Origin of the sequence: Enterococcus montenegrensis (genome assembly GCF_029983095.1) — a bacterium.
GTDB classification, from domain to species: Bacteria; Bacillota; Bacilli; order Lactobacillales; family Enterococcaceae; genus Enterococcus_C; species Enterococcus_C montenegrensis.
Genome location: NZ_CP120467.1, coordinates 2,052,225 through 2,078,057 on the forward strand (window position 1 = coordinate 2,052,225; position 25,833 = coordinate 2,078,057).

Annotated in this window: 20 protein-coding genes and 1 other annotated feature; of the genes, 5 read left to right on the forward strand and 15 right to left on the reverse strand. The window is 37.6% G+C overall.

The window, feature by feature from the left end; translation table 11 throughout:
- Positions 1 to 83 precede the first annotated feature (83 nt).
- The 3 genes from P3T75_RS09870 to P3T75_RS09880 form a co-directional block, all read right to left on the reverse strand.
- Positions 84 to 572 (reverse strand): gamma carbonic anhydrase family protein, encoded by a 489-nt coding sequence (locus P3T75_RS09870; RefSeq protein ID WP_230711367.1) that lies wholly within the window; start codon positions 570 to 572, stop codon positions 84 to 86.
- A 229-nt stretch (positions 573 to 801) separates the two neighbouring features.
- On the reverse strand, positions 802 to 2,565 hold the full coding sequence (locus P3T75_RS09875) for an ABC transporter ATP-binding protein (protein ID WP_230711369.1): 1,764 nt from the start codon (positions 2,563 to 2,565) through the stop codon (positions 802 to 804).
- On the reverse strand, positions 2,562 to 4,295 hold the full coding sequence (locus P3T75_RS09880) for an ABC transporter ATP-binding protein (protein ID WP_282461473.1): 1,734 nt from the start codon (positions 4,293 to 4,295) through the stop codon (positions 2,562 to 2,564). Before P3T75_RS09880 ends, P3T75_RS09875 begins: the two co-directional genes overlap by 4 nt.
- 268 nt (positions 4,296 to 4,563) lie before the next feature.
- On the opposite strand from P3T75_RS09880, the gene P3T75_RS09885 reads away from it, so the two are divergent.
- The 3 genes from P3T75_RS09885 to rnjA are packed head-to-tail and all read left to right on the forward strand — an operon-like array spanning position 4,564 to position 6,725.
- Positions 4,564 to 4,815 carry a hypothetical protein gene (locus P3T75_RS09885; RefSeq protein ID WP_206904280.1) on the forward strand — a complete coding sequence of 84 codons (252 nt, stop codon included), beginning with the start codon at positions 4,564 to 4,566 and terminating at the stop codon, positions 4,813 to 4,815.
- Between the two features lie 19 nt (positions 4,816 to 4,834).
- Entirely contained in the window at positions 4,835 to 5,047 is a 213-nt protein-coding gene (locus P3T75_RS09890; RefSeq protein ID WP_282461474.1) for a DNA-directed RNA polymerase subunit epsilon, read from the forward strand.
- Between the two features lies 1 nt (position 5,048).
- Entirely contained in the window at positions 5,049 to 6,725 is a 1,677-nt protein-coding gene (rnjA, locus tag P3T75_RS09895; RefSeq protein ID WP_206904288.1) for a ribonuclease J1, read from the forward strand.
- 200 nt (positions 6,726 to 6,925) lie between these two features.
- Here rnjA and P3T75_RS09900 read toward each other — a convergent pair whose 3' ends face one another.
- From P3T75_RS09900 to P3T75_RS09950, 11 genes are all read right to left on the reverse strand, one after another.
- Complete coding sequence (locus P3T75_RS09900; RefSeq protein WP_016172708.1) at positions 6,926 to 7,126, reverse strand: cold-shock protein; 201 nt, start codon at positions 7,124 to 7,126, stop codon at positions 6,926 to 6,928.
- A 151-nt stretch (positions 7,127 to 7,277) separates the two neighbouring features.
- Positions 7,278 to 7,955, reverse strand: coding sequence for a RadC family protein (gene radC / locus P3T75_RS09905; RefSeq protein ID WP_206904289.1), 678 nt, complete (start codon positions 7,953 to 7,955; stop codon positions 7,278 to 7,280).
- 57 nt (positions 7,956 to 8,012) lie between these two features.
- Positions 8,013 to 8,669, reverse strand: coding sequence for an HAD family hydrolase (locus P3T75_RS09910; protein ID WP_206904292.1), 657 nt, complete (start codon positions 8,667 to 8,669; stop codon positions 8,013 to 8,015).
- Positions 8,659 to 9,978, reverse strand: coding sequence for a bifunctional folylpolyglutamate synthase/dihydrofolate synthase (locus P3T75_RS09915; protein WP_282461475.1), 1,320 nt, complete (start codon positions 9,976 to 9,978; stop codon positions 8,659 to 8,661). Before P3T75_RS09915 ends, P3T75_RS09910 begins: the two co-directional genes overlap by 11 nt.
- A gap of 361 nt (positions 9,979 to 10,339) precedes the next feature.
- Positions 10,340 to 12,979 carry a valine--tRNA ligase gene (locus P3T75_RS09920; protein ID WP_282461476.1) on the reverse strand — a complete coding sequence of 880 codons (2,640 nt, stop codon included), beginning with the start codon at positions 12,977 to 12,979 and terminating at the stop codon, positions 10,340 to 10,342.
- 237 nt (positions 12,980 to 13,216) lie between these two features.
- Positions 13,217 to 13,427, reverse strand: a binding site (T-box leader).
- Between the two features lie 41 nt (positions 13,428 to 13,468).
- Positions 13,469 to 13,960, reverse strand: coding sequence for a thiol peroxidase (gene tpx / locus P3T75_RS09925; protein ID WP_282461477.1), 492 nt, complete (start codon positions 13,958 to 13,960; stop codon positions 13,469 to 13,471).
- A gap of 84 nt (positions 13,961 to 14,044) precedes the next feature.
- Positions 14,045 to 14,710: a redox-sensing transcriptional repressor Rex gene (locus P3T75_RS09930; RefSeq protein WP_282462595.1), complete on the reverse strand. Its 666-nt coding sequence runs from the start codon at positions 14,708 to 14,710 to the stop codon at positions 14,045 to 14,047.
- A 252-nt stretch (positions 14,711 to 14,962) separates the two neighbouring features.
- The gene (locus tag P3T75_RS09935; RefSeq protein ID WP_282461478.1) at positions 14,963 to 16,567 is read right to left on the reverse strand and encodes a SpaH/EbpB family LPXTG-anchored major pilin; all 1,605 of its coding nucleotides are present in this window, start codon (positions 16,565 to 16,567) and stop codon (positions 14,963 to 14,965) included.
- A gap of 347 nt (positions 16,568 to 16,914) precedes the next feature.
- Complete coding sequence (gene thiI / locus P3T75_RS09940; RefSeq protein WP_282461479.1) at positions 16,915 to 18,126, reverse strand: tRNA uracil 4-sulfurtransferase ThiI; 1,212 nt, start codon at positions 18,124 to 18,126, stop codon at positions 16,915 to 16,917.
- Positions 18,127 to 18,144: 18 nt separating this feature from the next.
- On the reverse strand, positions 18,145 to 19,287 hold the full coding sequence (locus tag P3T75_RS09945; RefSeq protein ID WP_230711379.1) for a cysteine desulfurase family protein: 1,143 nt from the start codon (positions 19,285 to 19,287) through the stop codon (positions 18,145 to 18,147).
- Between the two features lie 152 nt (positions 19,288 to 19,439).
- Positions 19,440 to 20,249: an AraC family transcriptional regulator gene (locus tag P3T75_RS09950; RefSeq protein ID WP_282461480.1), complete on the reverse strand. Its 810-nt coding sequence runs from the start codon at positions 20,247 to 20,249 to the stop codon at positions 19,440 to 19,442.
- 101 nt (positions 20,250 to 20,350) lie between these two features.
- On the opposite strand from P3T75_RS09950, the gene P3T75_RS09955 reads away from it, so the two are divergent.
- Positions 20,351 to 22,147: a glycoside hydrolase family 2 protein gene (locus tag P3T75_RS09955; protein WP_282461481.1), complete on the forward strand. Its 1,797-nt coding sequence runs from the start codon at positions 20,351 to 20,353 to the stop codon at positions 22,145 to 22,147.
- A gap of 195 nt (positions 22,148 to 22,342) precedes the next feature.
- On the opposite strand, the gene ezrA is transcribed toward P3T75_RS09955, so the two are convergent.
- Positions 22,343 to 24,067: a septation ring formation regulator EzrA gene (gene ezrA / locus P3T75_RS09960; RefSeq protein ID WP_206904317.1), complete on the reverse strand. Its 1,725-nt coding sequence runs from the start codon at positions 24,065 to 24,067 to the stop codon at positions 22,343 to 22,345.
- Positions 24,068 to 24,474: 407 nt separating this feature from the next.
- Here ezrA and P3T75_RS09965 point away from each other — a divergent pair, with 407 nt between their 5' ends.
- On the forward strand, positions 24,475 to 25,824 hold the full coding sequence (locus P3T75_RS09965; RefSeq protein ID WP_282461482.1) for an aspartate kinase: 1,350 nt from the start codon (positions 24,475 to 24,477) through the stop codon (positions 25,822 to 25,824).
- Positions 25,825 to 25,833: the final 9 nt, after the last annotated feature.

Below are 25,833 nucleotides of genomic sequence, written 5' to 3' on the forward strand. Positions count from 1 at the left end.
TGAGTCAAATTTGATCTCCAAACTTGCAATAAGATCTCAGCTTTCGTTTAAATATTGAAACTTTGTTAAAAGAGCTCTTATCTTTACTGACTTACCTCTGAATATTTTCCTGCTTGAAATTCTTGGCCCAATTGACAATAGTGGGTGATATTGGCTTTATTTTTAGCAATTTCAGCTTGTGTTAAAGGGCGGATAACTTTGGCTGGTCGTCCAAAAGCCAAAACATTTGGTGGGATAACCGTTCCTTGCGTTACCAAAGAACCTGCGCCGATTAAACTATTTTCACCGATAACGGCGTGATTTAATACAATCGAACTCATGCCAATTAGTGCGCCTTGCTCAATTTTGCAGCCATGAAGCATGCATTGATGTCCCACTGTAACATCCTTTGCAATTTCTGTCGGTGCGTCATGGTCAACATGAATAATCGTACCGTCTTGAATATTGGTGCGATCACCAATCTTGATAAAATTACTATCCCCACGAATCACGCTGTTAAACCAAACAGTGACATCTTTGCCCAAGGTTACATCCCCAATGACAACAGCATTTTTTGCGATAAAGTTTTTCATAATTTTCTTGTCATCTCCAAAAATTTTTCTACATTATATCATAAGCAACTCCAGCTAACGCGAAAGATAATGAAAGCTTATATAAACCAAAAATAAGAGCAGGTCTACTTGCTTTACTTTTCAAATGACGCGATGAAAATCTATACATTTTTTATAAAAATACCGACCAGATTTCTCCAGTCGGTAGTGATCTAACGATGAGCATTCACTTCATGCTCTCATTTTTTATTTAATCGTAATCTCCATCTTCAGCAAACTGACTTTGATAGAGCTTGCTATAAAAGCCACCTTCAGCTAATAAGCTTTCATGGGTGCCTTTTTCAATAATTGAACCTTGGTTCATCACTAAAATTAAATCAGCATCACGAATAGTAGATAGACGGTGGGCAATAACAAAACTTGTGCGCCCTTCCATGACTTTGTCCATTGCCTTTTGAATTAAAGCTTCCAAACGGGTATCGACAGAACTTGTCGCTTCATCCAAAATTAAAATCTTCGGATCTGAAATAACTGCCCGCGCGATGGTTAACAATTGTTTTTGCCCCAAGGAAACATTATTTCCTTCTGCATTAATCATCATTTCATAACCGTCTGGCATCGTGCGGATAAAATGATCCACGTTGGCCGTCTTAGCGGCATCCACTATTTCATAATCCGTTGCATCTAATTTCCCAAAACGAATGTTTTCACCGATAGTTCCTTCATAAAGCCAAGCATCTTGCAATACCATCCCAAAAACCGAACGGACATCGCTACGCTTCATTTTTTGCGTATCGACACCGTCAATTTTGATGGCACCAGCATTTACATCATAAAAACGCATCAATAAATTAATTAGCGTTGTTTTCCCAGCTCCGGTTGGCCCAACAATTGCCACCGTTTGCCCTGCTTTTACAGTAAAATTCAAATCTTTAATCAACGGTTTATCTAAAGCGTAACTAAATGAAACATGGTCAAATTCCACATCACCTTTTACCACTGCTGGTAAAGGAATATCAGCATCATTTAATACTTCTTCTGCTTCATCTAAAATTTCAAAAACGCGGGTTGAAGCAGCTGATGCGCTTTGTAAAACAGAAGAAAGCTGTGTGATATTACCTAAAGGCTGACTGATTTGCCAAATATATTGAATAAAGGCTTGCAGTTGTCCAACAACAATTACACCGCCAATAACGTAATAGCTCCCTAAGACCGCCATTACAATATACGTGATATAGGCAGTCAGCGAAACAAGCGGCATCATAAGCCCCGAAATAAAGGACGCTTTAAACCCAAAATGTTTTAATCGGTGATTGACCGTTTTAAATCCGTCTAAGGTTTCTTTTTCCCGACCGTAGACTTTTAGCACACTAAAACCGGTCATATTTTCTTGGACGTAACCATTTAAATCTCCCAAAGCATTTTGCATTCCTTGGAAATATTTTTGAGACATTTTAATAATTCCTCGTGAAATCAGCATTGAAGCCGGAATCATAATAATCGATATCAGGGCCATTGGAACGTTGATGTAAAACATCATTGCAAGTGCCATTATAATTCCCAAAACCGCGTTGACAATTCCGATTAAGGCTTGTTGCATCGCACCACTAACCGCATCGACGTCATTGGTTACACGGGATAAAATATTTCCTTGTTGATTTTTATCAAAGTATGAAACTGGCAGACGATTAATTTTTTCATCAATATCTTGCCGCAGGTCATACATTGCACTTTGGACCACATTGGTTATCAGCAATCCTGACAGCAATTGGGCGATACAATAGCCCACCCCCACTGCAGTAATCCAAATCAAACATTTAAAGACATAATCAAAGTTAATCTTTTGTCCCTCTGCAATATTTTTAGCAACTTCTGTTGTGGGCAAACCTGCAACATAGGGCATTGCCGCATTTAAGGCCACCGTCAAGACGACAAAAAATAAAACTAAAAGAGCCGTAATTTTATAAGGACTCAAGTAACGAGCCAAACGTTTTAAAGAAGAGAATGATTTCATTGTGCCAATTCCTCCTCTGACAGCTGAGAAGCTGCAATATCATAATAAATACTGCAATTTTTCAGAAGTTCTTGGTGCGTTCCCATTCCAACAACATTGCCTTCATCTAAAACAATGATTTTGTCAGCATGCATAATTGTCCCAACTCGTTGCGCAACAATTAGAACTGTCGCGTGAGTCGTTTCTTTTTTCAAACGAGCCCGTAATTTGGCATCTGTTTGATAGTCCAGTGCCGAGAAACTATCGTCAAAAATATAAATTTCTGGATCGCGAATAATCGCGCGGGCAATCGCTAAACGTTGCTTTTGACCACCGGAAAAATTAGTGCCGCCTTCTGACAATTCGGCATCAAAGCCCTTTGGTGTTTGGCTAATAAAATCAGCAGCTTGCGCAATATCAACTGCCCGCTGCATATCAGCTTGGGTAGCGTCTAATTTTCCATAACGTAAGTTTTCAGCAATCGTTCCAGTAAATAAGAGCGCCTTTTGGGGAATGTAACCAATTTTTTGCCGTAAACTTTTTAAGCGGTAATCTTTTACATTGACCCCATCAATGACCACTTCTCCTTCACTTACATCGTAAAAACGCGGAATTAATTGAATTAAAGTGGATTTACCAGAACCAGTACTGCCGATAAAGGCGACTGTTTCACCGGGTTGTGCGGTAAAACTCACATTACGAATCACTGGGCTTTGGGCATGCCCCGGATAAGCAAAGGTAACATTTTTAAATTCGACATAACCCTTTGTTGCTGTTGTAGTAACGCCATCTTCTTTTTCAACAATTTCAGAAGTTGCATCTAACGCTTCTTGAATGCGGCGAGCAGAGACAGCTGCTCTTGGATACATCATAAAGACAGAAGCAAACAGCATGAAAGAAAATAAGGCATGGAAAATATATTCGATAAAAGCAATTAAGTCCCCAATTTGCAGACTGCCTTGGTCAATTTTGATTGTCCCATTCCAAATAATTAAAACCATCACGATATTAAATAAGAAGAAAAATCCTGGTTGTGCTACTGCCATTAAGCGAAACAAACTTTTTGAGCTAGATGCATAAGCCTTATTTACTTTTTTAAATCGATTTTCTTCAAATTTTTCATTAACAAAAGCACGAATTACCCGCAAACCAGACAAATTTTCTCGTAAAATAGCGTTGATTTTATCCAAATTCCCTTGTTGTTTTGTCGATAAGGGATCAGAGAATTTAGCAATTGCAATCACCGCTAAAAGTAAAATCGGTAAGGCCGCTAACACGTACCAGCTTAAAGATGGGCTCGTTCGAAAAATCATATATAAACTGACAATAAACATCATAGGTGTCATAAAACCAGTTCGCAAAATATTTTGCATGAATAACATAATTTGATAAGCGTCATTAGTCACTCTGGTAATTAAAGAAGACACCCCGATTTGTTCGTATTCATAATGGGAATATCCTTGTGTTTTTTCAAATAGATCATCGCGAATATCCGCCGTAATGTTGGTTGTAATACGGGTCGTGAAGTAGCCCAAGAGAATATTCATCACCACTCCCAACACAGTAATAATAACCATTAACAGCCCCAACTGCTGTACTTGACTAAAACTTTTGGCTGGAATAGCTGCATCAATCATCCGCGCTAAAATAGTTGGTAAACCCAGCTCAATGATAATAAAACCAAAGACACAGATGAAATCAAAAAGTAATAGTTTTTTGTAGCGCATTGTATAATGCCACATCAATTTCATTTCTTTTCCCCCTTTATTAAAATGAAGACAGGCACTGCCTGTAAACGCGTAAAATTAAAACAGATAGCTAATGAAAGAAAAATGGACACCCCTTTTAAAAACCTCAAAGAGTGTACCTGAGCATGAATAAATTTTCGCATTACCTTCACTATACCACAGTGAAATTTTTAATTGTAGATAAAATCAGCAGAAATTTACTGAATGTAACCCCTTTATGCCCTTTGCCTTTTCTATACTTATTGAAAAATCTATGCTAAAATATCAGTAATTGGGCGCAAAAAACGCCAAAGGAACGGTTGAATTAAAAAATAAGCGGAAAGTAAAGACGAGACTTTCTCTTTTTGAAAATCAGCTGATTTTCAAAAAGCATCCAAAATTTAGCGGAGAATTTGCTGACAATAAAAAGTTATTTGCTTTATCTATGCAAAAATTTTTTTCAAAAGTTGCTCCCTTATTTTTTGATTGCCATAATTCTCGTATTTGCCATCATTTAGATGCCATTTTTATACCGTTTAATTAATAATAAAGGAGTCAAACAGATGATCTACAAAATTTATTATCAAGAAACAAAAGTACGCAACCCAAAAAGAGAACAAACCCTATCGATTTACGTAGAGGCAGCCAATGAAGTCACTGCCCGCGCATTAGTTGAAGAACATACCCCATACAACATCGAATTTATTCAAGGGCTAGACGAAAATCATTTAGCTTATGAAAAAGAAAATGCCGACTTCAAATTGACGGAGTTTTAAAATGAAAGTCTCTTTGAAGAACAACGAAACCGGCGTCTTCGGAATCGGTGGTCTCGGTGAGATTGGAAAAAACTGTTATGGGGTACAATTCCAAGATGAAATCATCATCATTGACGCTGGAATCAAATTTCCAGAAGATGAATTACTTGGAATTGACTATGTCATTTCCGATTATAGTTACATCGTGCAAAACTTGCCAAAAGTTAAAGCCCTTGTAATTACTCACGGTCACGAAGACCATATTGGGGGAATCCCCTACTTATTGCGCCAAGCCAATATTCCAATATACGCTGGCCCACTTGCTTTAGCTTTAATTACCAACAAATTGGATGAACACGGACTACTGCGTGATGCCAAACTTCATGAAATTAATGAAGATACGATCATTCGTTTCCGTAAAACTTCCGTTAGTTTTTTCCGCACGACACATAGCATTCCAGATGCTTTAGGGATTGTAGTAAAAACACCATCTGGTAATATCGTTCAAACGGGTGATTTTAAGTTTGACTTTACACCCGTAGGAGAACCTGCAAACTTGCACAAAATGGCACGAATTGGGGAAGAAGGCGTTTTATGCCTTTTATCTGATAGTACCAATGCGGAAATTCCAACTTTTACCAAATCAGAGAAAATTATTGGCACTTCAATTTTAAAAATCTTTGAAAAAATTGAAGGACGAATCATTTTTGCCTCTTTTGCTTCCAACATTTTTCGACTGCAACAAGCTGCTGATGCTGCCGTTGCAACCGGACGCAAAATTGCAGTCTTTGGTCGGAGTATGGAAAATGCCATGATTAACGGTCAGAAATTAGGCTATATAAAAGTTCCCGATGGCACTTTTATTGATGCCCATGAAGTTAATCGCTTGCCAGCAAATGAAGTTTTAATTTTATGTACCGGCTCCCAAGGTGAACCCATGGCAGCTTTAAGTCGCATTGCCAATGGTACTCACCGACAAATTCAAATTCAGCCAGAGGATACCGTGATTTTTTCAAGTTCACCAATTCCAGGAAATACAACGAGTGTTAACCACTTAATCAACTTGTTGATGGAAGCTGGCGCAGAAGTAATTCATGGTAAAATCAACAACATTCATACTTCTGGTCATGGCGGCCAAGAAGAACAAAAATTAATGTTACGTTTAATGAAGCCAAAATACTTCATGCCTATTCATGGGGAATATCGGATGTTAAAAATCCATACGCAATTGGCTCAAGATACTGGCGTACCAAAAGAAAATTGTTTCTTAATGGAAAATGGTGATATGCTAGCTTTAACTGCAGACAGTGCCCGAATTTGTGGTCATTTCAACGCTGGAGATGTCTATGTTGACGGTAGTGGTATCGGTGATATCGGAAATGTTGTCTTGCGCGATCGCCATATCTTATCAGAAGAAGGATTAGTTTTAGCCGTTGCAACGGTTGATCTTGCTAAAAAAGAAATTTTAGCTGGTCCAGATATTTTATCCCGCGGTTTTGTTTATATGCGGGAATCCGGTGAAATGATTAACGAAGGTCAAACACTGCTTTTCAAAGCCTTAAGAGAAGCAATGAATCAGCCTGATTGTAATGAGTTCAAATTAAGAGAAGCAATGTCGAATGCTTTGCAACCTTATTTATTTGAAAAAACCGAGCGTCATCCGATGATTTTATCCATGATTATGACACCAGAAAATTAATTTAAAGTAACGACTACGGCACAGTTTAATATTTAAAATACCCCAGTACAAAAGAAAGAGCAAAGCTTAACACAGCTTATTCTTCTTTTAGTACTGGGGTATTTTTATTTAGCCTTAAAATAAGCGTTCCAACTCACCATTATTAAATAAAAAAATCCTCAGAATAAATTCTGAGGATAAAATGCCTATTTAAAAATAGTTTAGGCTTTTTCTACGTTAGTAGCTTGAGGACCGCGGTCTGATTCTTCAACGTCGAAAGTCACTGCTTGACCTTCTTCTAAAGTTTTGAAACCGTCGCCTTGGATTGCAGAGAAATGTACGAATACATCGCTGCCATCTTCACGTGAAATGAAGCCAAAACCTTTTTCTGCGTTAAACCATTTTACTGTACCATGTTCCATGGGTGAAAACCTCCTTGTGCTTTGCACGAATTGATGTGTAACGTTGTTGGCAAAGAATAGAGGTGACCCAAATGTTTCAACTTCTATCGCTAAACCGCTAAACAAAATTACACTAATATTTTACACTTGCCCGATTTTTTTTGCAAGCCTGCTAATTCCATAACCCTTCTTCCCGCAAGCTAATGTATTCGCTACCACCAATCACCAAATGATCCAATAATTCAATCCCCATCATTTCACCACATTCCTTTAGTCTTTTAGTAAAAACGATATCATTATGAGAAGGGGTTGGACTACCAGAAGGATGATTGTGGCAAATCACTATCCGGGCAGCCGCAATTTTTACTGCTATTTTAAAAATCTCACGGGGATGGGCAATCGATTGATTTAACGAGCCAATAAAAATTGTCTTTTTTTGTAAAATTTGATTTTTTGTATTTAAATAAATACACAATAAGTGTTCCTGCTCGTAATCTTTCATCTCCTCGGCTAACATACAACCCAATTCATAACTTGAAGAAACATGCCCGATTTTAGGACATGACGCTTTTCCTATTCGCTGTCCCAATTCAATTGCAGCCAGTAATTCTGCCGCCTTTGCTTCTCCAATTCCTGAAATTTTAGTTAATTCCTGTAGTTCTGCTCTTTTAAATTGATATAAATCACCAAAGTAATGCAATATTTCTGCAGCGAGCTCACCTGCAGTGGCTCCTTTATAACCTGTTCGCAAAATAATAGCTAATAATTCTTGTTCTGAAAGCACTTTTGCTCCTTTTTCCTTTAAACGTTCTCGTGGACGCATACTAAGTGGTAATACTTTTTTTCCCATCAAAAAACTCCTTTGCACTCTTTTAAATAAGATACGCAAAGGAGTTGTCATTCATTTTTAACTTAGATAGTTTTTTACTTCATGTAAAGAAGGTAAAACAGCGCGTGTCTTTGCTGCTAACACTTCATCTGGAGGAAGTAAATCCGGAATCATAATTACCGGAATATTCGCTTGAAATGCGGCTAAAACACCATTTTGTGAATCTTCTAAAACTAGTGTTTCTGCCTTTTTGGTCCCTAGAATAGCTTGTGCTGCTAAAAAAATTGCCGGATCAGGTTTAGCCCGCAGTACATCTTCACACGAGACAATCTTAGGAAAATGCTTGCTTAAATCGGCTCGAAACAATAATTCATCGATTACTTTACGTTGATTACTAGAAGCGATGATCCAGTCTATTTTTGCCGCTTGCAGATAAGCTAACAGCTCCATGACCCCCGGCTTTAAAACCGCCTGACCACTAGCAAACATCATTTTTGTATTCTCATAGGAAGCTGCAATAAAATCTGACACTTTTGTTTTACCGAATTTGTGATCAAACATTTCGTGATAGCGTTTTATTACCTCTTCATCTGAAATGCCGAGTAAATCTAGATACAAGTCTTTATCATAGGGAATGCCAAATTTATCAGCCGCTTTTTGGGCACCGGCATAATAAAGTTGCTCCGTATCAAAAATTAATCCGTCCATATCAAAGATAACACCTTTAACTTGCATGTGTGCCTCCCATTTCTAGCAATAAGCTTCTTACTTCTGAAACAAAATACAATGAGCCAGTTACAAGTAACAACGATTCATCATCCATTTTTTCTAAAATCTCGGCCAAGCCAAATTGCCATAAAGAAACAATCGACACCCGCTTATCATCGATATTGACAAAATCATCATCTAATTTGATTGCTCTGGGGTAATCAAATGTCGTTAAATAAATATGACCATTTTTTAGTTTTAGTAATTCTTGTAGCATTTCAGTGACATTTTTTGTCTCTAAAGCTGAAAACAAAATATGCAATTTGCGACCTTTGAATTCATCTTGCATGGATTCAACTAAGCGCTTCATAGCATGGGTATTATGTGCGCCATCTAAAATAATTAATGGTTCTGAGCTAAGTCGCTCCATGCGAGCTGGCCAAAACGTCTGTTGCAAAGCTTTTTTAATTTCTTTTTCCTGCCAATTAATCTTGTTTAATGCACAATACAATTCAAATAATTGAATTGCAACCCCCGCATTTTCCGGCTGATGACGTCCAATTAGCGCTGTTTTTAAATTTTTTAATTTTCCGTTTTGATTACGAAAATCAAACCATTCGCCCCAATTATCATCTGGATGCAAATAAGTGACCGCGTATTCTTTACCAAAGCGATAAATTTCGGCATTATTTTTTGTGGCGGTATCTATAATGACACCTAATGCATTATCTGCAATATTCCCTGTTACAACTGGAATGTTTGGTTTAATAATCCCGGCTTTTTGCGCTGCAATCTCCTCTAAGGTGTCTCCTAGAATTTCGGTATGGTCATAACCAATCGTCGTTATCCCAGTCAACATCGGCTCCACGATATTGGTAGAATCTAACAATCCGCCTAGACCTACTTCAATAATTGCAACATCGACTTTACCGACAAAGTAATCCAAAGCCAGCGCTGTTAATACTTCAAATTCCGTAATGCCGCTAACTGCTTCTTGCTGATCTAATTTTTCAACTAATGGTTGGTACTTATTTACCAATGTGACCAATTCTTCATCCGTGATAAATTTGCCATTAATGGCAATTCTTTCGTGGAAACTTTCAATATAAGGTGACGTGAAAGTGCCAACGACAATCCCTGCTTCTTGTAACATTTCTTTTAAATAGCTAACAGTTGAACCTTTCCCATTGGTACCGGCAATATGAATTGTTGGTACTTTTTTTTCAGGATGATCAACTAAAGCTAATAATGCTTTAACGCGCTCTAACCCTGGTCTTTGGCCAAAGGGTCTGCGACTGTGAATCCATTCAATTGCTTTACTTCCCGTTTCTACCATTTTTCCCACCTCACCGCTTCATTATAACAAACTCCTAGGTAAAGAAAAAAACAAATCGTTGCAATTAGAAAATACAGCTTAGTTTCATCTCACATTTTTACAACTAAAACCATTGCATCACCAGACACTTATTTTGTCTAATTTCATCACTGAACTTTCATTAACCATAGTGCTACTCCTTTTTAATCTCGATAAAAAAAGAGTAAGGACCTGTGCCCTTACTCTCTTATTTATTTGACGCCATATTTTTCGTTCTTTTAAAAATAAGCGATTTATTCAAATAGGTATAAAAATCACCTGAGCTTTTTTATTACTAAAACAAAACACTCATTTCTAATTTAGCTTGATAATACCAAGTGCTTTACTTAATCGTCCGCAATTGTTCAATTCGTTCACTAACTGCCTTTTGTTTATCCAAATAATCGGCTTCTTTGGCCCGCTCTTCTGCTACGACAGCCTCAGGAGCATTTGAAACAAAACGTTCGTTAGCAAGTTTACCTTGGACGCGTTTTACTTCATTGTTCCATTTTGACAATTCTTTTTCTAAACGTTGCAATTCTTCATCAATATTGATTAGACCTGTTAGTGGCAAGTAGATTTTTGCTCCCGTTAAAACAGCAGACATCGCAAGTTCTGGCGCGTCAACTTCACCTGAGATCACCAACTCTTCTGGGTTGCAGAAGCGTTCAATATAGTTTTTATTGGCAACTAGAAATTCATCAATTTCAGCATCTGTGGTATGAATTAACAAAGTAATTGGTTTAGATAATGGTGTATTCACCTCGGCGCGAATATTTCGTACCGCACGAATCAATTCAATTAAGAATTCCATGCCTTTTACAGCTGCTGCATCGTTAAATTCTGGTTGAACAACTGGATAAGCTGCTGTTACTAGTGACGCTCCTTCATGAGGTAATTTGCTCCAAATCTCTTCTGTTACAAATGGCATGATTGGGTGCAACAAACGCAAGATTTGATCTAGTGTGTAGACCAAAATACTCTTGTTCATTTGTTTAGAACCTTCATCTTCTCCGTATAAAACTTCTTTACTCATTTCAATATACCAATCACAGAAATCATCCCAAATGAAATTGTATAATTGACGACCAGCTTCACCAAATTCAAAGCGATCAAACAAGTCGGTTACTTTTTCAACTGTCTCATTTAAACGGGTTAAAATCCAGCGATCTGCCACTGTTTTTTCCCCATTTAGATTAATATCTGCAGCGGTCATGCCTTCGACATTCATCAAAACAAAACGAGCAGCATTCCAAATTTTATTGATAAAATTCCAGGCAGCATCCATTTTTTCATAACTAAAACGCACATCTTGACCAGGAGCAGAACCATTGGATAAGAACCAACGCAGGGCATCTGCCCCATATTTGTCAATGACATCCATTGGATCAATCCCGTTACCAAGTGACTTACTCATCTTCCGCCCTTGTTCATCCCGAATTAGCCCATGAATTAAAACGTTGTTAAATGGACGTTCACCAGTAAATTCCAAACTTTGGAAAATCATCCGGCTAACCCAGAAAAAGATAATATCATATCCGGTAACTAATGTATTGGTTGGGAAATAGCGCTTGTAATCTTCACTATCTGTATTAGGCCAACCCATAGTTGAAAATGGCCACAAAGCAGAAGAGAACCACGTGTCCAATACATCTGGATCTTGAACCCAGTTTTCACTATCGCTAGGTTCTTGCATACCGACATACATTTCTCCGGTTTCTTTGTGATACCAGGCTGGGATTTGATGTCCCCACCACAATTGGCGCGAAATTACCCAGTCATGAACATTATCCATCCAACGCAAGAATGTTTGATTAAAGCGTGGTGGGTAAAATTCAACGGCATCTTCTGTTGCTTGGTTTTCAATTGCTTCTTTGGCAAGAGGTGCCATCTTCACAAACCATTGTGTTGATAAGCGGGGTTCCACCACTACGCCGGTCCGTTCTGAATGCCCAACATTATGGTTCATTTTTTCAATTTTAACCAAGCGACCGATTTCTTCTAAATCTGAAACGATTAATTTTCGAGCAGCAAAACGATCCATCCCAGCATATTTTCCTGCTAAATCATTCATCGTCCCGTCATCGTTCATGACATTTACCCGTGGCAAGTCGTGACGATTTCCTACTTCAAAGTCATTGGGATCATGAGCTGGCGTAATTTTTACAACCCCAGTTCCAAATTCACGGTCAACATATTCATCGGCGATAATTGGAATTTCTTTATTCACTAATGGCAAAATAACGGTTTTGCCAATATATTGTTGGTACCGCTCATCTTCTGGGTGAACCGCAACCGCAGTGTCTCCTAACATAGTTTCAGGACGGGTTGTCGCAATTTCCAATTCACCTGTTCCATCACTTAAAGGATACGTCATATGATAAAAAGCACCTTCAATATCTTTATGAATCACTTCAATATCTGATAAGGCAGTGCGGGCTTGCGGGTCCCAGTTGATAATATATTCACCACGATAAATCAGATCTTTTTCGTATAAGGTAACAAAAACTTTGCGGACTGCTTCTGACAACCCTTCATCTAAAGTAAAACGTTCCCGAGAATAATCTAAAGAAAGACCCATTTTAGCCCATTGCTCACGAATATGATCGGCATATTCATCTTTCCATTCCCAAACGTTATCAATAAATTTTTCCCGACCCAAATCATAACGAGAGATTCCTTGTTCCCGCAATTTTTCTTCTACTTTGGCCTGCGTTGCAATACCGGCATGATCCATTCCTGGTAGCCATAACGTATCAAAACCTTGCATCCGTTTTTGGCGAATAATCATATCTTGCAAGGTTGTATCCCAAGCATGACCTAAGTGTAATTTTCCGGTAACATTTGGTGGTGGGATCACAATAGAATAAGGTTTTGCTTTTTTATCCCCACTTGGTTTAAATAAATCTTCGTCCAACCATTTTTGATAACGGCCTGCTTCCACTTCTTGTGGATTATACTTTGTTGATAAATTATCAGACATTTTTTTGCCCCCTTAAATTTAAAAAATTAACTAGCTTTTGCAAATCAAAACTTTAATCTCAACCGCCTGTAAACTAAACAATAAAAACTCCGCGCTTGATTTCTCGTATGAAAAATAATTTTTCATGCTAAACATCTTCGCTATAAAATGAATCCTTGCTACTTTAATAAACCAATAGAAATTATTCTTAAAACTTAAATCTGTTTAACAATAAAAAAAGTCCTAAGATGCCAAGCATCTTAGGACGTAAATTTACGCGGTACCACCTAATTTGTAGATCACTCTACCTCTTAAGCGTGAGTTAACGGTCACGAAACGTTTGATTTTACTAAAATTTCCAATCAAAGACTCCCAAGCTACCTTCACAAAACTTACGTGGAAATCTCCCAGCTGTGATTTCCTCTCTCAAACGCAGTCTTCTGCTACTCCTCTTGTTCAACGTCTGGGCTTATTCTACAATGAAGCATACCAAGTGTCAAATCAGAATTTTTAAATTAAACTTTTCGCCGCTGCTAGCGCTTTTTCATAATCTGGCTCTTGACTAATTTCTGGTACAATTTCTCGATATTGAATCACGCCTTCTTTATCCAAAACAAAAATAACGCGGGCATAGTGATTGGTTGCTGGAATTAATAAATGATAGTTTTCATCCATCGTATTATCCGGATCATGAAGCATTAACATATCTACGCCTTCTTGCCCACACCAAGCAGCTTGTTCTACTTTGGTATTATTTGAAATAGTGGCAAAATTAAGCTCTTTTATTTGGCTTGCTTCCATATTAAAACGTTTGGTTTGAATAGCACAAACACGGGTATCAATATCTGGCACAACACTTAAAATTGTTGGTTTATCTAAAAAATCGGTAACCGTATGTTTAACATCTTGCAAGTCTGCTAAAGTAAAAGCTGGCGCTTTTTCACCAACGGCTGGTTGTTCACCGGGTAATGTTACGGGTTGACCTTTTTTTGTTAATTCCATTTTATCTTCTCCTTTTACTGATGTCGTTAAATATCTTGCTACATTCAGTATAGATAAGGATCGGTAAAAAACCAAAGATACTGCTTAACTATTTGCCACCGCTGTTTTATCTTGATACGTTTGGTCAAAGAAAATCAACGTCTGTAATTCTGTCGTTAAGTCGATGTATTGCACATGCACATTTCCTGGTACGTCCACGCGGTCTGGTGCAAAATTTAAAATCGCCGTAATCCCCGCTTTTACAATCACATTTACTGCTTCTTGCGAGAACTGACTTGGCACAGTTGAAATTGCAACCGTCACACACTTTTCCCTGGCAATTGTATCAAATTCGGCCATGCTATAAATTTCATGACCATCAATCACTTTTCCGACTAAATCTGGATTATTATCAAAAACGGCAACAATATTCAAATTACTGTTACGCCGAAAATTGTTGTTTGCTAATGCTTTTCCTAGATTTCCAAAGCCAACTAAAGCAATTCTTTTTTCTTCATTGGTATCTAAAATACTATTAAAAACCTCAATCAAATAACTAACATCATAGCCATAACCACTTCGACCCAACTCCCCTAAATGGGAAAAATCGCGTCGAATAGTAGCAGAAGGAACTTGTGTGATCTCTGCAAATTCTTTTGATTTAATTCGTTTAATACCGGAGTCTTGTAACATATTTAAATAGCGTAAATATAAAGGCAAACGTTTCGCTGTTGCCTTAGGAATCTGTTTTAACTTACTATCTTCGACCATGATTGGCTCCTTTGTTCGTTTTTTCACATAGTCAGTGTATCATGCCACAGACATCCTCGCAAGTTATTTTGATAGCAAAACAAATTCACAAAATTTTTTTAATAACAAAAAATGATATATCTATCTGTTGGTCACAAAATTTAAAAAAAATATCAATTCAATTTGCCTCATATTTTTGCCTGAATCTCGCAGCAAGGCTTTTTTACGCAAAAAAAAGGAAAGCCGCAGCTTTCCTTTTTCAAGTATTAAATTTTATACTTCTTCGTTCACTTTAGATTTGCGGTACCAGATGAATGCACCTGCCATCAATGCCGCACCTACTGCTAGGAATGCGATGATACCAGTGCCACCAGTTGAAGGTAAAATACCTTTTTTAATATTTTCAACAGTTTTTTGATGGGTAGGGGAACCATTTTCTTCTAAATCTTTATACGTACCATGTGAAATTGTAAAGTTTACTGGAGCAGTAAGTGGTACATAATCTTCTTTTGCTGTAGTTTCATGCAATTTATAGGCACCTTTTAATAAACCACGGATCGTTAATTTACCACCTGCACCAGAAGTAATTTCAGTTGCTGCATCTTTACTTACTGCAAATCCATCGAATACCCATTCTTTAGAAGTTGCATCTTGCGTGAAGTTCACAAATTTCCCATCAGGCGCTTCAACTTTAAAGCCTACGCCTTCTAAAGTTTTTTCAGAATTTTTATCGATTTTTACAAAGTGGTAACCACCTGTATAACCATCAGGACCTTCTAAATCATGTACTTCGCTATCAAAGTTAATAGTCGCCTCATTGGTTGCAGGATCATCAGGAACAATTTCTTTTTCAACTGTCATTGTATAAGTGATTCGAACAGTTTTACCAACATATTTTTTTGCTTCAGCGATATCAAATTTAACCATAAAACCATTTTTATTATCGACTGCTTCATAGGTATTATTAGTGATTACACCCTTCTTGTCAGCAGTAATTGTGTATTTTTCAGAATTATAATTCTCATCTCCAACTTTAATGCTTTTCACTTCTTTAAATTTGAAACCATTTGTAGGAATATCGTTTACAAAGAAATGTGTTACTTTTCCAATTTTATCTGGAATTGGAACATCAATATGATATTGTAATAAATCTCCAACTGCTACATTTTTATGCTCTACCCCGCCAACGGTAAGTGTTGGCAAAGCTTTAACTGTAGTACCATCAACAATTCCATCTAATCCCTTTTCAGCATCAGCAATCAAGTTTTTAGGATAGATATGAATGTCTGTTAATGGGTTTTCATCTTTATCCAATAATGGTAAAGAAACCACCATCGGAGCGGCTCGACCTACAACATTTTTAGGTTGCGCCGTTTCAACGAATAAGAAAACACTGTCTTTTCCATTTGTTTTGCCAGGTAAATTCGCAAACTTAGCAATACCTTTTTCCTCACCAACAGTTGCTGTTGTTTTAGTATCTGCCAAGCTACCAAAATTAGCAAAAGTGCTAAAGCTTGTACCTTCTTCAGTTACAGGACCTTCACCATTTTGAATTTTAGTTGAAATTTCTACTACTTTTTTCACTGCCTCTTCAGCCGTTAATGAATCAGCAGTACGTGTAATCCACGAATAAACAATGTCTGTAATATTGTAGGCTTCAAATGTTACATCGTTTAAACCGGGGACATTTGCAAATTGATTCATCACTTCCCCATCATTTTTTATTGGTTCTTCTGGTAGAGTCGTAAATTCTTTTTTATGCAAAGTAATATCAACATTACCATCTGTTGCAGCCCCTCCAACAATTCCACCAACAAACATTGGTACTAACATCGTAATAATTGCCAACAGTCCAAACAACTTCGATTTGTGTTTCATTTTGTTTCCCTCCCTCTTTCTTTTAGCTAGACTTCATCATCTCTTCTTTTTGGATTTCTAACCTAAATTAATCATATCAGAGGATTTTATAGGGGGCAAAGTTTAGCCAAATGGTGATTCATCAACTGTTTTAAGCGCTTGCGTGTTTTTTTACAAAGAAAAAAAGAGGCGGGACGCCTCTTTCATCATTTTCTAATTGTTATTTAATTTTAGATAAATATCATTTCAAGCAAAATCAAGGAAAAATATTTCTAACTTTGATTGAAAATAACGTCATTTTTGCTGACATAATTTTTTATTGTTTCAAATAAAAATCACGCATTAACGCACTTTTTCGTACTTTTTACCTATAATAGATCAGCAAATTCTGCTTCTTTTTCACTGGTGGCATTAGGGGTGATTTCTTCAAATTTAAGACCGTTTAATGCGCGTAGAATCATACCATCAATATCTAATGCTTTCTCATAATGATGAACTTTATCTAAATTCGGACGCGTTTTCGGTTGGGGTGGGGCAAAAATTGTACAGCAGTCTTCAAAAGGTTGAATCGCCAATTCAAAGGTGTCGATTGCTTGTGCGATTTCAATGATCTCTAATTTATCCATTGTAACAACTGGACGAATAATCGGCGTTATGGAGACTTCATTAATAGCCACCATACTTTGTAATGTTTGAGAAGCAACTTGTCCCAGTGATTCACCATTTATAATGACTAGCCCTTTACGCGCCTCACGAATTGCATCGGTTAAGCGTAACATCATTCGCCGCGTTAAAGTCATCCAGTAACCTTGTGGCACTTTTTTCTTGATTTCTTCTTGAATTTCAGTAAATGGTACTTCGATAAATTGAATATTACCGACATAAGGTGTCAATTTTTCGGTTAAGTCTTTGGCTTTTTGTAATGCCTGCTCACTTGTATAAGGCGGACTAGCAAAATGTACTGCTTCGATTTCAACGCCGCGTTTCATAGCTAGATAACCCGCCACTGGTGAATCAATTCCGCCAGAAAGCATCAACATTCCTTTGCCACTGGTTCCAACCGGTAAGCCGCCAGCACCTTTAATGGTTTCATAAGACAAGTAGACACCATCTAAGCGAATTTCCACCCGCAAATTAATATCTGGCATTTTCATTTGGACTTTAATATCCGGATATAATGAAAAAACATAGCTACCTAATGTTTGATTTAACTCATTACTTGTCAATTCAAAATCATGGTCTGAACGTTTGGCGTTAATTTTAAAAGTTTCACTGCCAGTGTAGGCATAGGCCATAATTTGCGCGATACCTGCTTTAATTGCAGCGATATTTTTTTCCACCCGCAAGCTCGGTGAAAAATTTTGAATACCAAAAACTTTTTGCAACCGCTCAATTACAGGTTGACTATCTTCGCCATTTAATAAAATGTGCATCCGGTCTCGTTGGGCATCAATTTTTAAATTGGGATAAGCAGCCAGGGCGCTTTTTACATTGTCTGCTAATTGCCGAATAAAGCTGCGGCGGTTTTTCCCTTTTGTGGAAAGTTCCCCGTACCGCACCATGATTTCTGTGTAGTTCACCTTAAAACTCCTATTCTATTAATTGATTTTACTGAATTTTTGATAAAGCTGATGGAAAACAATTAAAAATTGTTCCACTTCAGCCATTGTGTTGCTTTCATCTAGACTAACGCGAATCGCAGTAGTTGCCAAATTAGCAGGTACATTCATCGCGTGTAAAGTACTGCTTTCAACATGTTTACGACTTGAGCAGGCACTTGTAGTAGAAACAAAAATTTGTTTTTCTTCTAAAGCATGAACTAAAACTTCGCCACGAATGTCTTTAATTCCAAAACATAAGATATGCGGTGCGTAATTTTCTTCCCCACTAAAAATAGTTACCTTCTCATATTTTACTAAAGCTTCATATAAGTATTTACGTAATGTTGGCACGTGATCCGGCCGCTTAGCTTTTTGCTCCAATGTTAAGCGCAATGCTTTTGAAGCCGCAACAATTCCTGGCACGTTTTCTGTACCACTCCGTTGATTATTTTCTTGGCCGCCTCCTGTTAATAGTGGAGCGATTCTGCGACCTTTGCGCCAAAAGATAAAACCTACGCCACGAGGACCGTGAAATTTATGTGCCGAAAAAGTGGCGAAGTCTACTCTTGGTGTTAACCACTCTTCTTGAGAAACTTTTCCAATAGCCTGCACGGCATCTACATGAAAGTGAATTTTCGGATAATCTTTTAAAACTTCACTAATTGCTTGAATTGGCTGTATGGCACCAACTTCATTATTAACCGCCATAACAGAAACTAAAATTGTATCTTTGCGGATTAAATCTTTTAATTTTCTAACATCGACTAGTCCATCTTTTCCTACAGGAGCTACACTAACTTCAAACCCATTTTCTGCTAATTGAGCGGCCGTTTCACTAACAGCTGGATGTTCAACACTGGAAATAATAATATGGCGTCCAAAGTCCTTTTTATCCAAAGCGGTACCTTTTAAAACCCAATTATCTCCTTCTGTTCCCCCAGAAGTGAAATATATTTCATTAGCCTGCACTGCTAGTAGCTCAGCGATTTGCTTACGGGCTTGTTGCAGTAAACGATTTGCCTGATTGCCTAAATCGTGAAGACTTGAAGGATTTCCAATAATCCGTTGACTCGTCTTCAGATAGGCATCCAGCGCAAGTGGTGCGATGGCTGTCGTCGCACTGTTGTCAAAATATATCATGAAAAAAACTTCCCTTCTCAAATTCTTTCCTATTATAAACGGACATTCGTCTGGTTTCAAGGTAACGTACTTTATCTTTTCCTAAAGAAAGTAGTTTCGCTGTGCATGTTGCCATTTTTAATCGTTACTTTTTTATAAATATCTGATAAAACTTACTTTTTGCGCCAAGCCGTTGGTGTCATGCCCGTTTTTTGTCGGAATACATTGGAAAAATAATGCTCATCAGAAAAATTTAACCGCGCAGCAATTTCTTGGACACTTAATAGTGTTTCTTTTAGCAATAATTGCGCAGACTCAATTTTTTTACTTAGATAATAGGCATACGGCGTCTGCTGAAAGTAGCGCTTAAATTGCCGTATAAGCTGTGATGGCGATAAACTGGCTACATTTGCTAACTTGTCTAAGGTAATATTTTCTTGCAGATGATTATCTAAATATTCTTTGACTGCTTGTATGTTGCTTGGTACCAAATGGTGTTGGTGTGGTTGCCCTTCAGCTAAAATAAGTAGAATTTCATGAAATAGTAGTGCGCATGTAGCACTGCGTTCTTGTGTCGTACCTTTTTTTTCGCAGGCAGTGAGCATTCTTTGCAAAACATTAAAAGTATCCGTTTGAAAGAAAACATATTGTCTTTGTAATTGATAGGTTTGCATCAATTGCTGGCACAACGCTCCAGAAACATTCACCCAGATTTTATGAAAAGGTTCCTTATCATCAGACCAATAGCGATGTTGGTGCCCCAGTGGTAATAAAAAGCTATCCCCGGCCTTGACTTCGTGTAAAAGCCCATCTACTTCGATCATTCCCTTGCCGGCGATAACATATTCCAAGCTATAGAGTTTTGAATCAACGCGATTCACAAAATAGCCTTTAAAAGGAAAAGTAATGCCAGCCAGTTCAACTCGAAATTGATCAGGGTTGGAAAACTGACTGGGTAAAAAGCTCAAAATATATTCTTTCATTTGCGTGTATTCCTCACTTAATTAGCTCTATTCTGCATTTTTTTAAATTCTTATGATTGTATACTATACATAACACAATAAATCGTCAATGGAGGAAAAAAATGACTACAACAATCCCTAGACCAGAACATCCCAATCCACAAAAAATGCGGGAAAATTGGCGCAATCTAAACGGAACTTGGAATTTTGCCTTTGATTTTGGCCGCAGTGGCCGCGATCGTAATTGGCATAAAGTCACTAATGATACGAAAAATACCGTCTTAAATACAAATGAAAATATTTTTGAGAATTGGCAAAGTGCGCCAAATGAAAATCCTTTTACGCAGCAGATCACCGTTCCTTTTTGCCCTGAAAGTAGCCTTTCTGGCATTGGCTACCAAGATTTTATTCCTGCTTGCTGGTACCAACGAGAAATTATTTTAACGAAAGAAGAAGTCACAAAATGCTGTCATTTACATTTTGGTGCTGTCGATTATTTTTGCGAAGTATTCGTTAACGGACACTCAGTTGGAACCCATCAAGGCGGCTACGCTTCTTTTTATTTTGATATTTCAAAAGTGATGCACGCTGGGAAAAATACTATCGTTGTTTATGCTGAAGACAATATGAAGGAAAATCGTCAACCGGTTGGGAAACAAAGTCGCTTTTTTTACTCCCGCGGCTGTGATTACACCCGTACAACTGGCATTTGGCAAACGGTCTGGCTCGAATTTTTGCCACCAAAACATATTAAAACATTGCGCTACTTTCCTAATATTGCTGAAGGTAAAATTGCAATTGAAGTCATTACCAATGGCAGCGGCAAGTTAAACGCAACTGCTTTTTATCAAGGTGAAAAGATGGGAGAAGCTACTAGCGTTTTAACAGGTAACCAGACCATGCTTGAAATTTCCTTAGCAAAAACCCACTTGTGGGAACTAGGAGCTGGTCGGTTATATGATATTACTTTTACTTTTGAAGAAGATATTTTACAAAGTTATTTTGGACTGCGAGAAGTTGCTATGTCTGGCTATCGCTTTTTGTTAAACGGGCGTTCTGTTTTCCAGCGGACTGTCTTAGATCAAGGATTTTATCCAGCCGGAATTTATACTGCTCCTAGTGATGAGGATTTAAAAAAGGACATTGAACTTTCACTTGCTTGTGGTTTCAACGGCGCACGTCTGCACGAGAAAGCTTTTGAATCGCGCTTTTTATATCATTGTGATCGCGCTGGTTATCTCGTCTGGGGTGAGATGGCCAATTGGGGATTAGATTTATCTGAGTCTGAAGCTGTTTTCCACTTTTTACCGGAATGGCAAGAATTACTCCAGCGCGATTTTAATCATCCAGCTATTGTAACTTGGTGTCCTATGAATGAGACTTGGGATGTCAATGGGCGCAAACAACGTGACGAGATCGTTGAACTCATTTATCATACGACCAAACAATTTGATCCTACCCGTCCAATTGTTGACACCAGTGGAAATTATCATGTTGTAACCGACATTTATGACCTTCATGATTATTGCCAAGACCCGGCAGTATTTAAGGAACATTTCACTGGTTCACTACAAGAAAATGGCGAGTTTTGGGATGAGCATCACCTGCGTCAAAGTTATCAAGAAGGTCTGCCTTATTGCGTAAGTGAATACGGTGGTATCAAATGGGACCCAGATAATAAGCCAGAAAACGCTTGGGGATATGGCGATGCTCCCCAAACTGAAGAAGAATTTTTTGCACGCTATCGCGGATTAACCGATGTTTTGTTGCAACATGAAAAAATATTTGGTTTTTGTTATACCCAACTTTACGACGTTGAACAAGAACGTAACGGACTTTATTATTACGACCGAAAGCCAAAATTTGATGTACAAAAATTCAAAGAGATCAATTCCCAACATGCCAGAATTGAAGACTGAGCTGTTATATGACACCAGTAGCTTTCTCCTATTTTACTAAAAAACTTTTTACTAATAGATTTGAAAGTGACTAAAAGCAAGCGACAGGTGATTTGAATTTAATTTTATTTGTCAAAAAGAGCCAAGGAACAATGAAAATGTTCCTTGGCTCTTTAAATAGAAAAAATGCGAGTCACTTTTAGACTCGCATTTTTATTAGACTAAATCACGATTTTTAAAATAGAAGTTTTCGATTCGTTTAAAAGCACCAGGCTCAACTCGTTCTAAGGCTGCCCCGATTTCATCTAAAGCATCTTGATAACGATATTCTTTATTGAACAATTCCAAAGCACCTTCAATTGCAGCTTTAATTTCTGCATGTGAATGACGATATCTGTTTGCGTATTGCATCATTTGTTCTGTTAAAGCAGCTGCATCCACTAAATCATGAGTGTAGCTATCCAAATCTTTAATATCGGCTTCACAGTTTTTCATGATTTTATTAACTTCTTCCATGTTCACCCGGATTTTATTTAACGCTTTGCCTAAATCTTCGACCCGATCTGTTGCCATGAAGAAAGCTTCCAAGTAATCATTAGGTAAACCTGGTAAGCGTTGTTTTTCCACGAAGCGTTTTAAATTGCGTAATTGGAATTCAAATTGTTCCACTTTTTCTTGGGCAACTTTCTCGCCTTTGCGCAATTCACGTAATTCATGGTCAATTTCAACTTGTTGATTTTCCAAATCATCCAAAATTTTATAAGCATCTTTGTAGAAGGCTTGAATTTCAGAAAATGGCATTTCATGAGCTTCCATTTTAGGTTCCAAATCTTTGTTACGACGGATCAATTCGTCGATTTCAGTTTGGAAGCCACGGACACGTCCTAATTCATTATGATTTAAAGTATACGTTTGTGCAGTATGATCAATTTCAATCATCAATTGATGATTGTTACGATGAGCATGGGTAATATAATCTGCAATCACTGGTTTGTTTTTCACGACATAACGACGGGCATTGATTTCTCTTTCCATTACTGCATATAAAGAATCAATTCCACTAGCTGTATCGCGATTGGCAACTTCAACTGTATCCACCTCTGTTTTTTCCAAATCACCCATTGAAGTTTCAACGCGTTTTTTCACACGATCAATTTCAGCTTGGAAGTTTTCTTCAGGGAAAACGTAATGGTCTTCTAAAAGTTTTTTATAGCCATCTTGAATTTCTTTTAACTGATCTGGGAAAGTTTTGTTTAATTCTTCGTAAGCCGCTGGAATACGTTTCATGCGGTCATCTAATTCATACGTGTGTTGTTCAGCACTTTCTAGCACTTCTCTGGCTTCAACTGGATCACCAGATGTATTTAAGGTAACAAATTGAGTGAATTCAATTTCAATGTTTTTAATTTGCTTTTGTAACTCAGAATATGCTGGACCAAACTCTTCCCCTTGCTCCCGCAATTTTTTCTTTAAGTCTTCATAGATGTCTAAAGCCTTTTGAACTTCGAGTGAATTACGTTCTTCACTTTCACGTAATTCTTTTAGACCAGCGCGAATTTCTTCAACTTCTTTTTCCATCGTATCCATAGTTTGTTCTGCATCAACAATGGCATTTTTTGCTTTGAAAAAGCGGAAAGTTTCATTTAAACTTTCAACTTCAAAAATTTGACTTTCAAGTTCGGCAAATGAAGAAGTAGAGATGTCATTCCATTTCTGGCTCCACTCACGGAAAGTATTTTGGCTTTGACCAACCAAATGCATCTTCTTAACATCATCAACTTCTTCTAAGACCGGCAAATCAAACAAGTGCTCCCTGCGGTCTTCCAGTGCTTGCAATCTTTCCTGATTTTTCTTTCTCATGAAATAACTAATCAGATACAAGATCGCTGCCACAACGATGATGGCGATGACTATTCCAATGATTACATTACTACTTCCCATTGATGGTTCCTCCACTTTCAAAAATAAATATCCGTATAATATGCTGTCTAGCAGCTTTTTTTATCCATTGAATACTATTTTTCTTCTATAGTATTTAAAATAGTATTTAAAATTTATCCATCGGTCCACAAGACGTCTACGCTAGATTATAACACAAAGAAAAAAGACTGGCACTAAAGAATAGCAAAATCTTTACAATTTTTTTCAGAAGCTTATTTTCACAAGCCTCTATCAAAAAAACTCTTTATAAACTCTTAAAAAGCTTTTTACCAGCTTTGACTTTGTGATTTTTTAATAATAACCCTTGCTTTTTTTACAGTTTTTTGTACCCTTATAGGAAATAATCTCGGCGTAACAAAATAAAAGTAGGTTTTTCAGCCTGAAAATTGCAAAAAGGAGATACTATTATGAAAGTAGTGAAGTTTGGCGGAAGCTCTCTTGCTTCAGCAACCCAAGTTCAAAAAGTCATCGATATCATTACCGATGATCCAAAAAGAAAATTCGTGGTAGTATCTGCCCCAGGTAAACGGGATAAAGAAGATACAAAGGTTACTGATCACCTGATTGCATTTTATGAAGCAAAAATAAAAGATCAAGATGTCAGCGAGTTAATTGCAACCATTGCGGCACGTTATGCAGCTATTGCCAAAGGCTTTAATGTGGATGCCAAAATTATTGAAGACATTACCGCCCGCTTACAAAAACTAGCAGTACTTCCAGTTGAGGGCAACGACTTTTTAAAAGATGAAATTTTGGCAAGTGGTGAAGATAACAACGCCAGACTAGTCGCTGGTATTTTACAAGCACAAGGTGTAAACGCGCGCTATGTAAATCCCAAAGACTTTGGCATCATTGTCTCAAGTGAACCTGGCAATGCCCGAATTTTATTTAAGGCTTATCAAAAAATGAAAAAATGGGCTGACACAAAAGAAGTTTTAATTATCCCTGGTTTCTTTGGTTATACCGAAGGGGGTCAAGTTTGTACTTTTTCCCGTGGCGGTTCAGACATTACAGGTTCCATCGTTGCCGCTGGGGTGAAAGCTGAGTTATATGAAAACTTCACCGACGTCGACGGTATTTATGCCGCTCATCCAGGTTATATTCACAAACCAGAAATTATCAAGGAGCTAACTTATCGTGAAATGCGTGAACTTGCCTATGCTGGTTTTACCGTTTTCCATGATGAAGCCTTGATGCCTTCTTACCGCGCCAAAATTCCGGTGGTGATTAAAAATACAAATAATCCTCTTTGCCAAGGAACAAAAATTACGACTACTCGGGATGCAGTTGATGAACCAGTAGTGGGAATTGCTAGTGATGAAGGTTTCACTATGATTTACATTAGTAAGTACCTTATGAATAGAGAAATAGGTTTTACACGTCGCGTCTTGAGTATTTTGGAAGACTTTGGCTTGAGTTATGAACATATGCCTTCTGGAATTGACGATATTTCAATTGTTCTACGGGCCAATCAGCTAGACAAAACATTAGAAGAAGAACTTTTACGAACACTTGCCTATGAGATTGATCCCGATGAACTGCGCATCACCCATGATCTTTCGATGATTATGGTAGTTGGTGAAGGCATGCGTCAACGAGTTGGTTGTACCGCAGAAAGCACTGCTGCTTTAGCCCGTAAAAAAATCAACTTGGAAATGATTAACCAAGGTTCTTCTGAGGTCAGCATTATGTTTGGGATTCATAAAGAACAAGAAAAATTAGCGATTCGTACCCTTTATTACACATTCTTTGATTAGTAAATAAAA

What these genes read in the sequence shown, in the direction of transcription:
- P3T75_RS09870 (WP_230711367.1), bottom strand. Translation starts at nt 572, where the DNA reads ATGAAAAACTTTATCGCAAAAAATGCTGTTGTCATTGGGGATGTAACC.
- P3T75_RS09875 (WP_230711369.1), bottom strand. Translation starts at nt 2,565, where the DNA reads ATGAAATCATTCTCTTCTTTAAAACGTTTGGCTCGTTACTTGAGTCCT.
- P3T75_RS09880 (WP_282461473.1), bottom strand. Translation starts at nt 4,295, where the DNA reads ATGAAATTGATGTGGCATTATACAATGCGCTACAAAAAACTATTACTT.
- P3T75_RS09890 (WP_282461474.1), top strand. Translation starts at nt 4,835, where the DNA reads ATGATCTACAAAATTTATTATCAAGAAACAAAAGTACGCAACCCAAAA.
- rnjA (WP_206904288.1), top strand. Translation starts at nt 5,049, where the DNA reads ATGAAAGTCTCTTTGAAGAACAACGAAACCGGCGTCTTCGGAATCGGT.
- P3T75_RS09900 (WP_016172708.1), bottom strand. Translation starts at nt 7,126, where the DNA reads ATGGAACATGGTACAGTAAAATGGTTTAACGCAGAAAAAGGTTTTGGC.
- radC (WP_206904289.1), bottom strand. Translation starts at nt 7,955, where the DNA reads ATGGGAAAAAAAGTATTACCACTTAGTATGCGTCCACGAGAACGTTTA.
- P3T75_RS09910 (WP_206904292.1), bottom strand. Translation starts at nt 8,669, where the DNA reads ATGCAAGTTAAAGGTGTTATCTTTGATATGGACGGATTAATTTTTGAT.
- P3T75_RS09915 (WP_282461475.1), bottom strand. Translation starts at nt 9,978, where the DNA reads ATGGTAGAAACGGGAAGTAAAGCAATTGAATGGATTCACAGTCGCAGA.
- P3T75_RS09920 (WP_282461476.1), bottom strand. Translation starts at nt 12,979, where the DNA reads ATGTCTGATAATTTATCAACAAAGTATAATCCACAAGAAGTGGAAGCA.
- tpx (WP_282461477.1), bottom strand. Translation starts at nt 13,960, where the DNA reads ATGGAATTAACAAAAAAAGGTCAACCCGTAACATTACCCGGTGAACAA.
- P3T75_RS09930 (WP_282462595.1), bottom strand. Translation starts at nt 14,710, where the DNA reads ATGGTCGAAGATAGTAAGTTAAAACAGATTCCTAAGGCAACAGCGAAA.
- P3T75_RS09935 (WP_282461478.1), bottom strand. Translation starts at nt 16,567, where the DNA reads ATGAAACACAAATCGAAGTTGTTTGGACTGTTGGCAATTATTACGATG.
- P3T75_RS09945 (WP_230711379.1), bottom strand. Translation starts at nt 19,287, where the DNA reads ATGATATATTTTGACAACAGTGCGACGACAGCCATCGCACCACTTGCG.
- P3T75_RS09950 (WP_282461480.1), bottom strand. Translation starts at nt 20,249, where the DNA reads ATGAAAGAATATATTTTGAGCTTTTTACCCAGTCAGTTTTCCAACCCT.
- P3T75_RS09955 (WP_282461481.1), top strand. Translation starts at nt 20,351, where the DNA reads ATGACTACAACAATCCCTAGACCAGAACATCCCAATCCACAAAAAATG.
- ezrA (WP_206904317.1), bottom strand. Translation starts at nt 24,067, where the DNA reads ATGGGAAGTAGTAATGTAATCATTGGAATAGTCATCGCCATCATCGTT.
- P3T75_RS09965 (WP_282461482.1), top strand. Translation starts at nt 24,475, where the DNA reads ATGAAAGTAGTGAAGTTTGGCGGAAGCTCTCTTGCTTCAGCAACCCAA.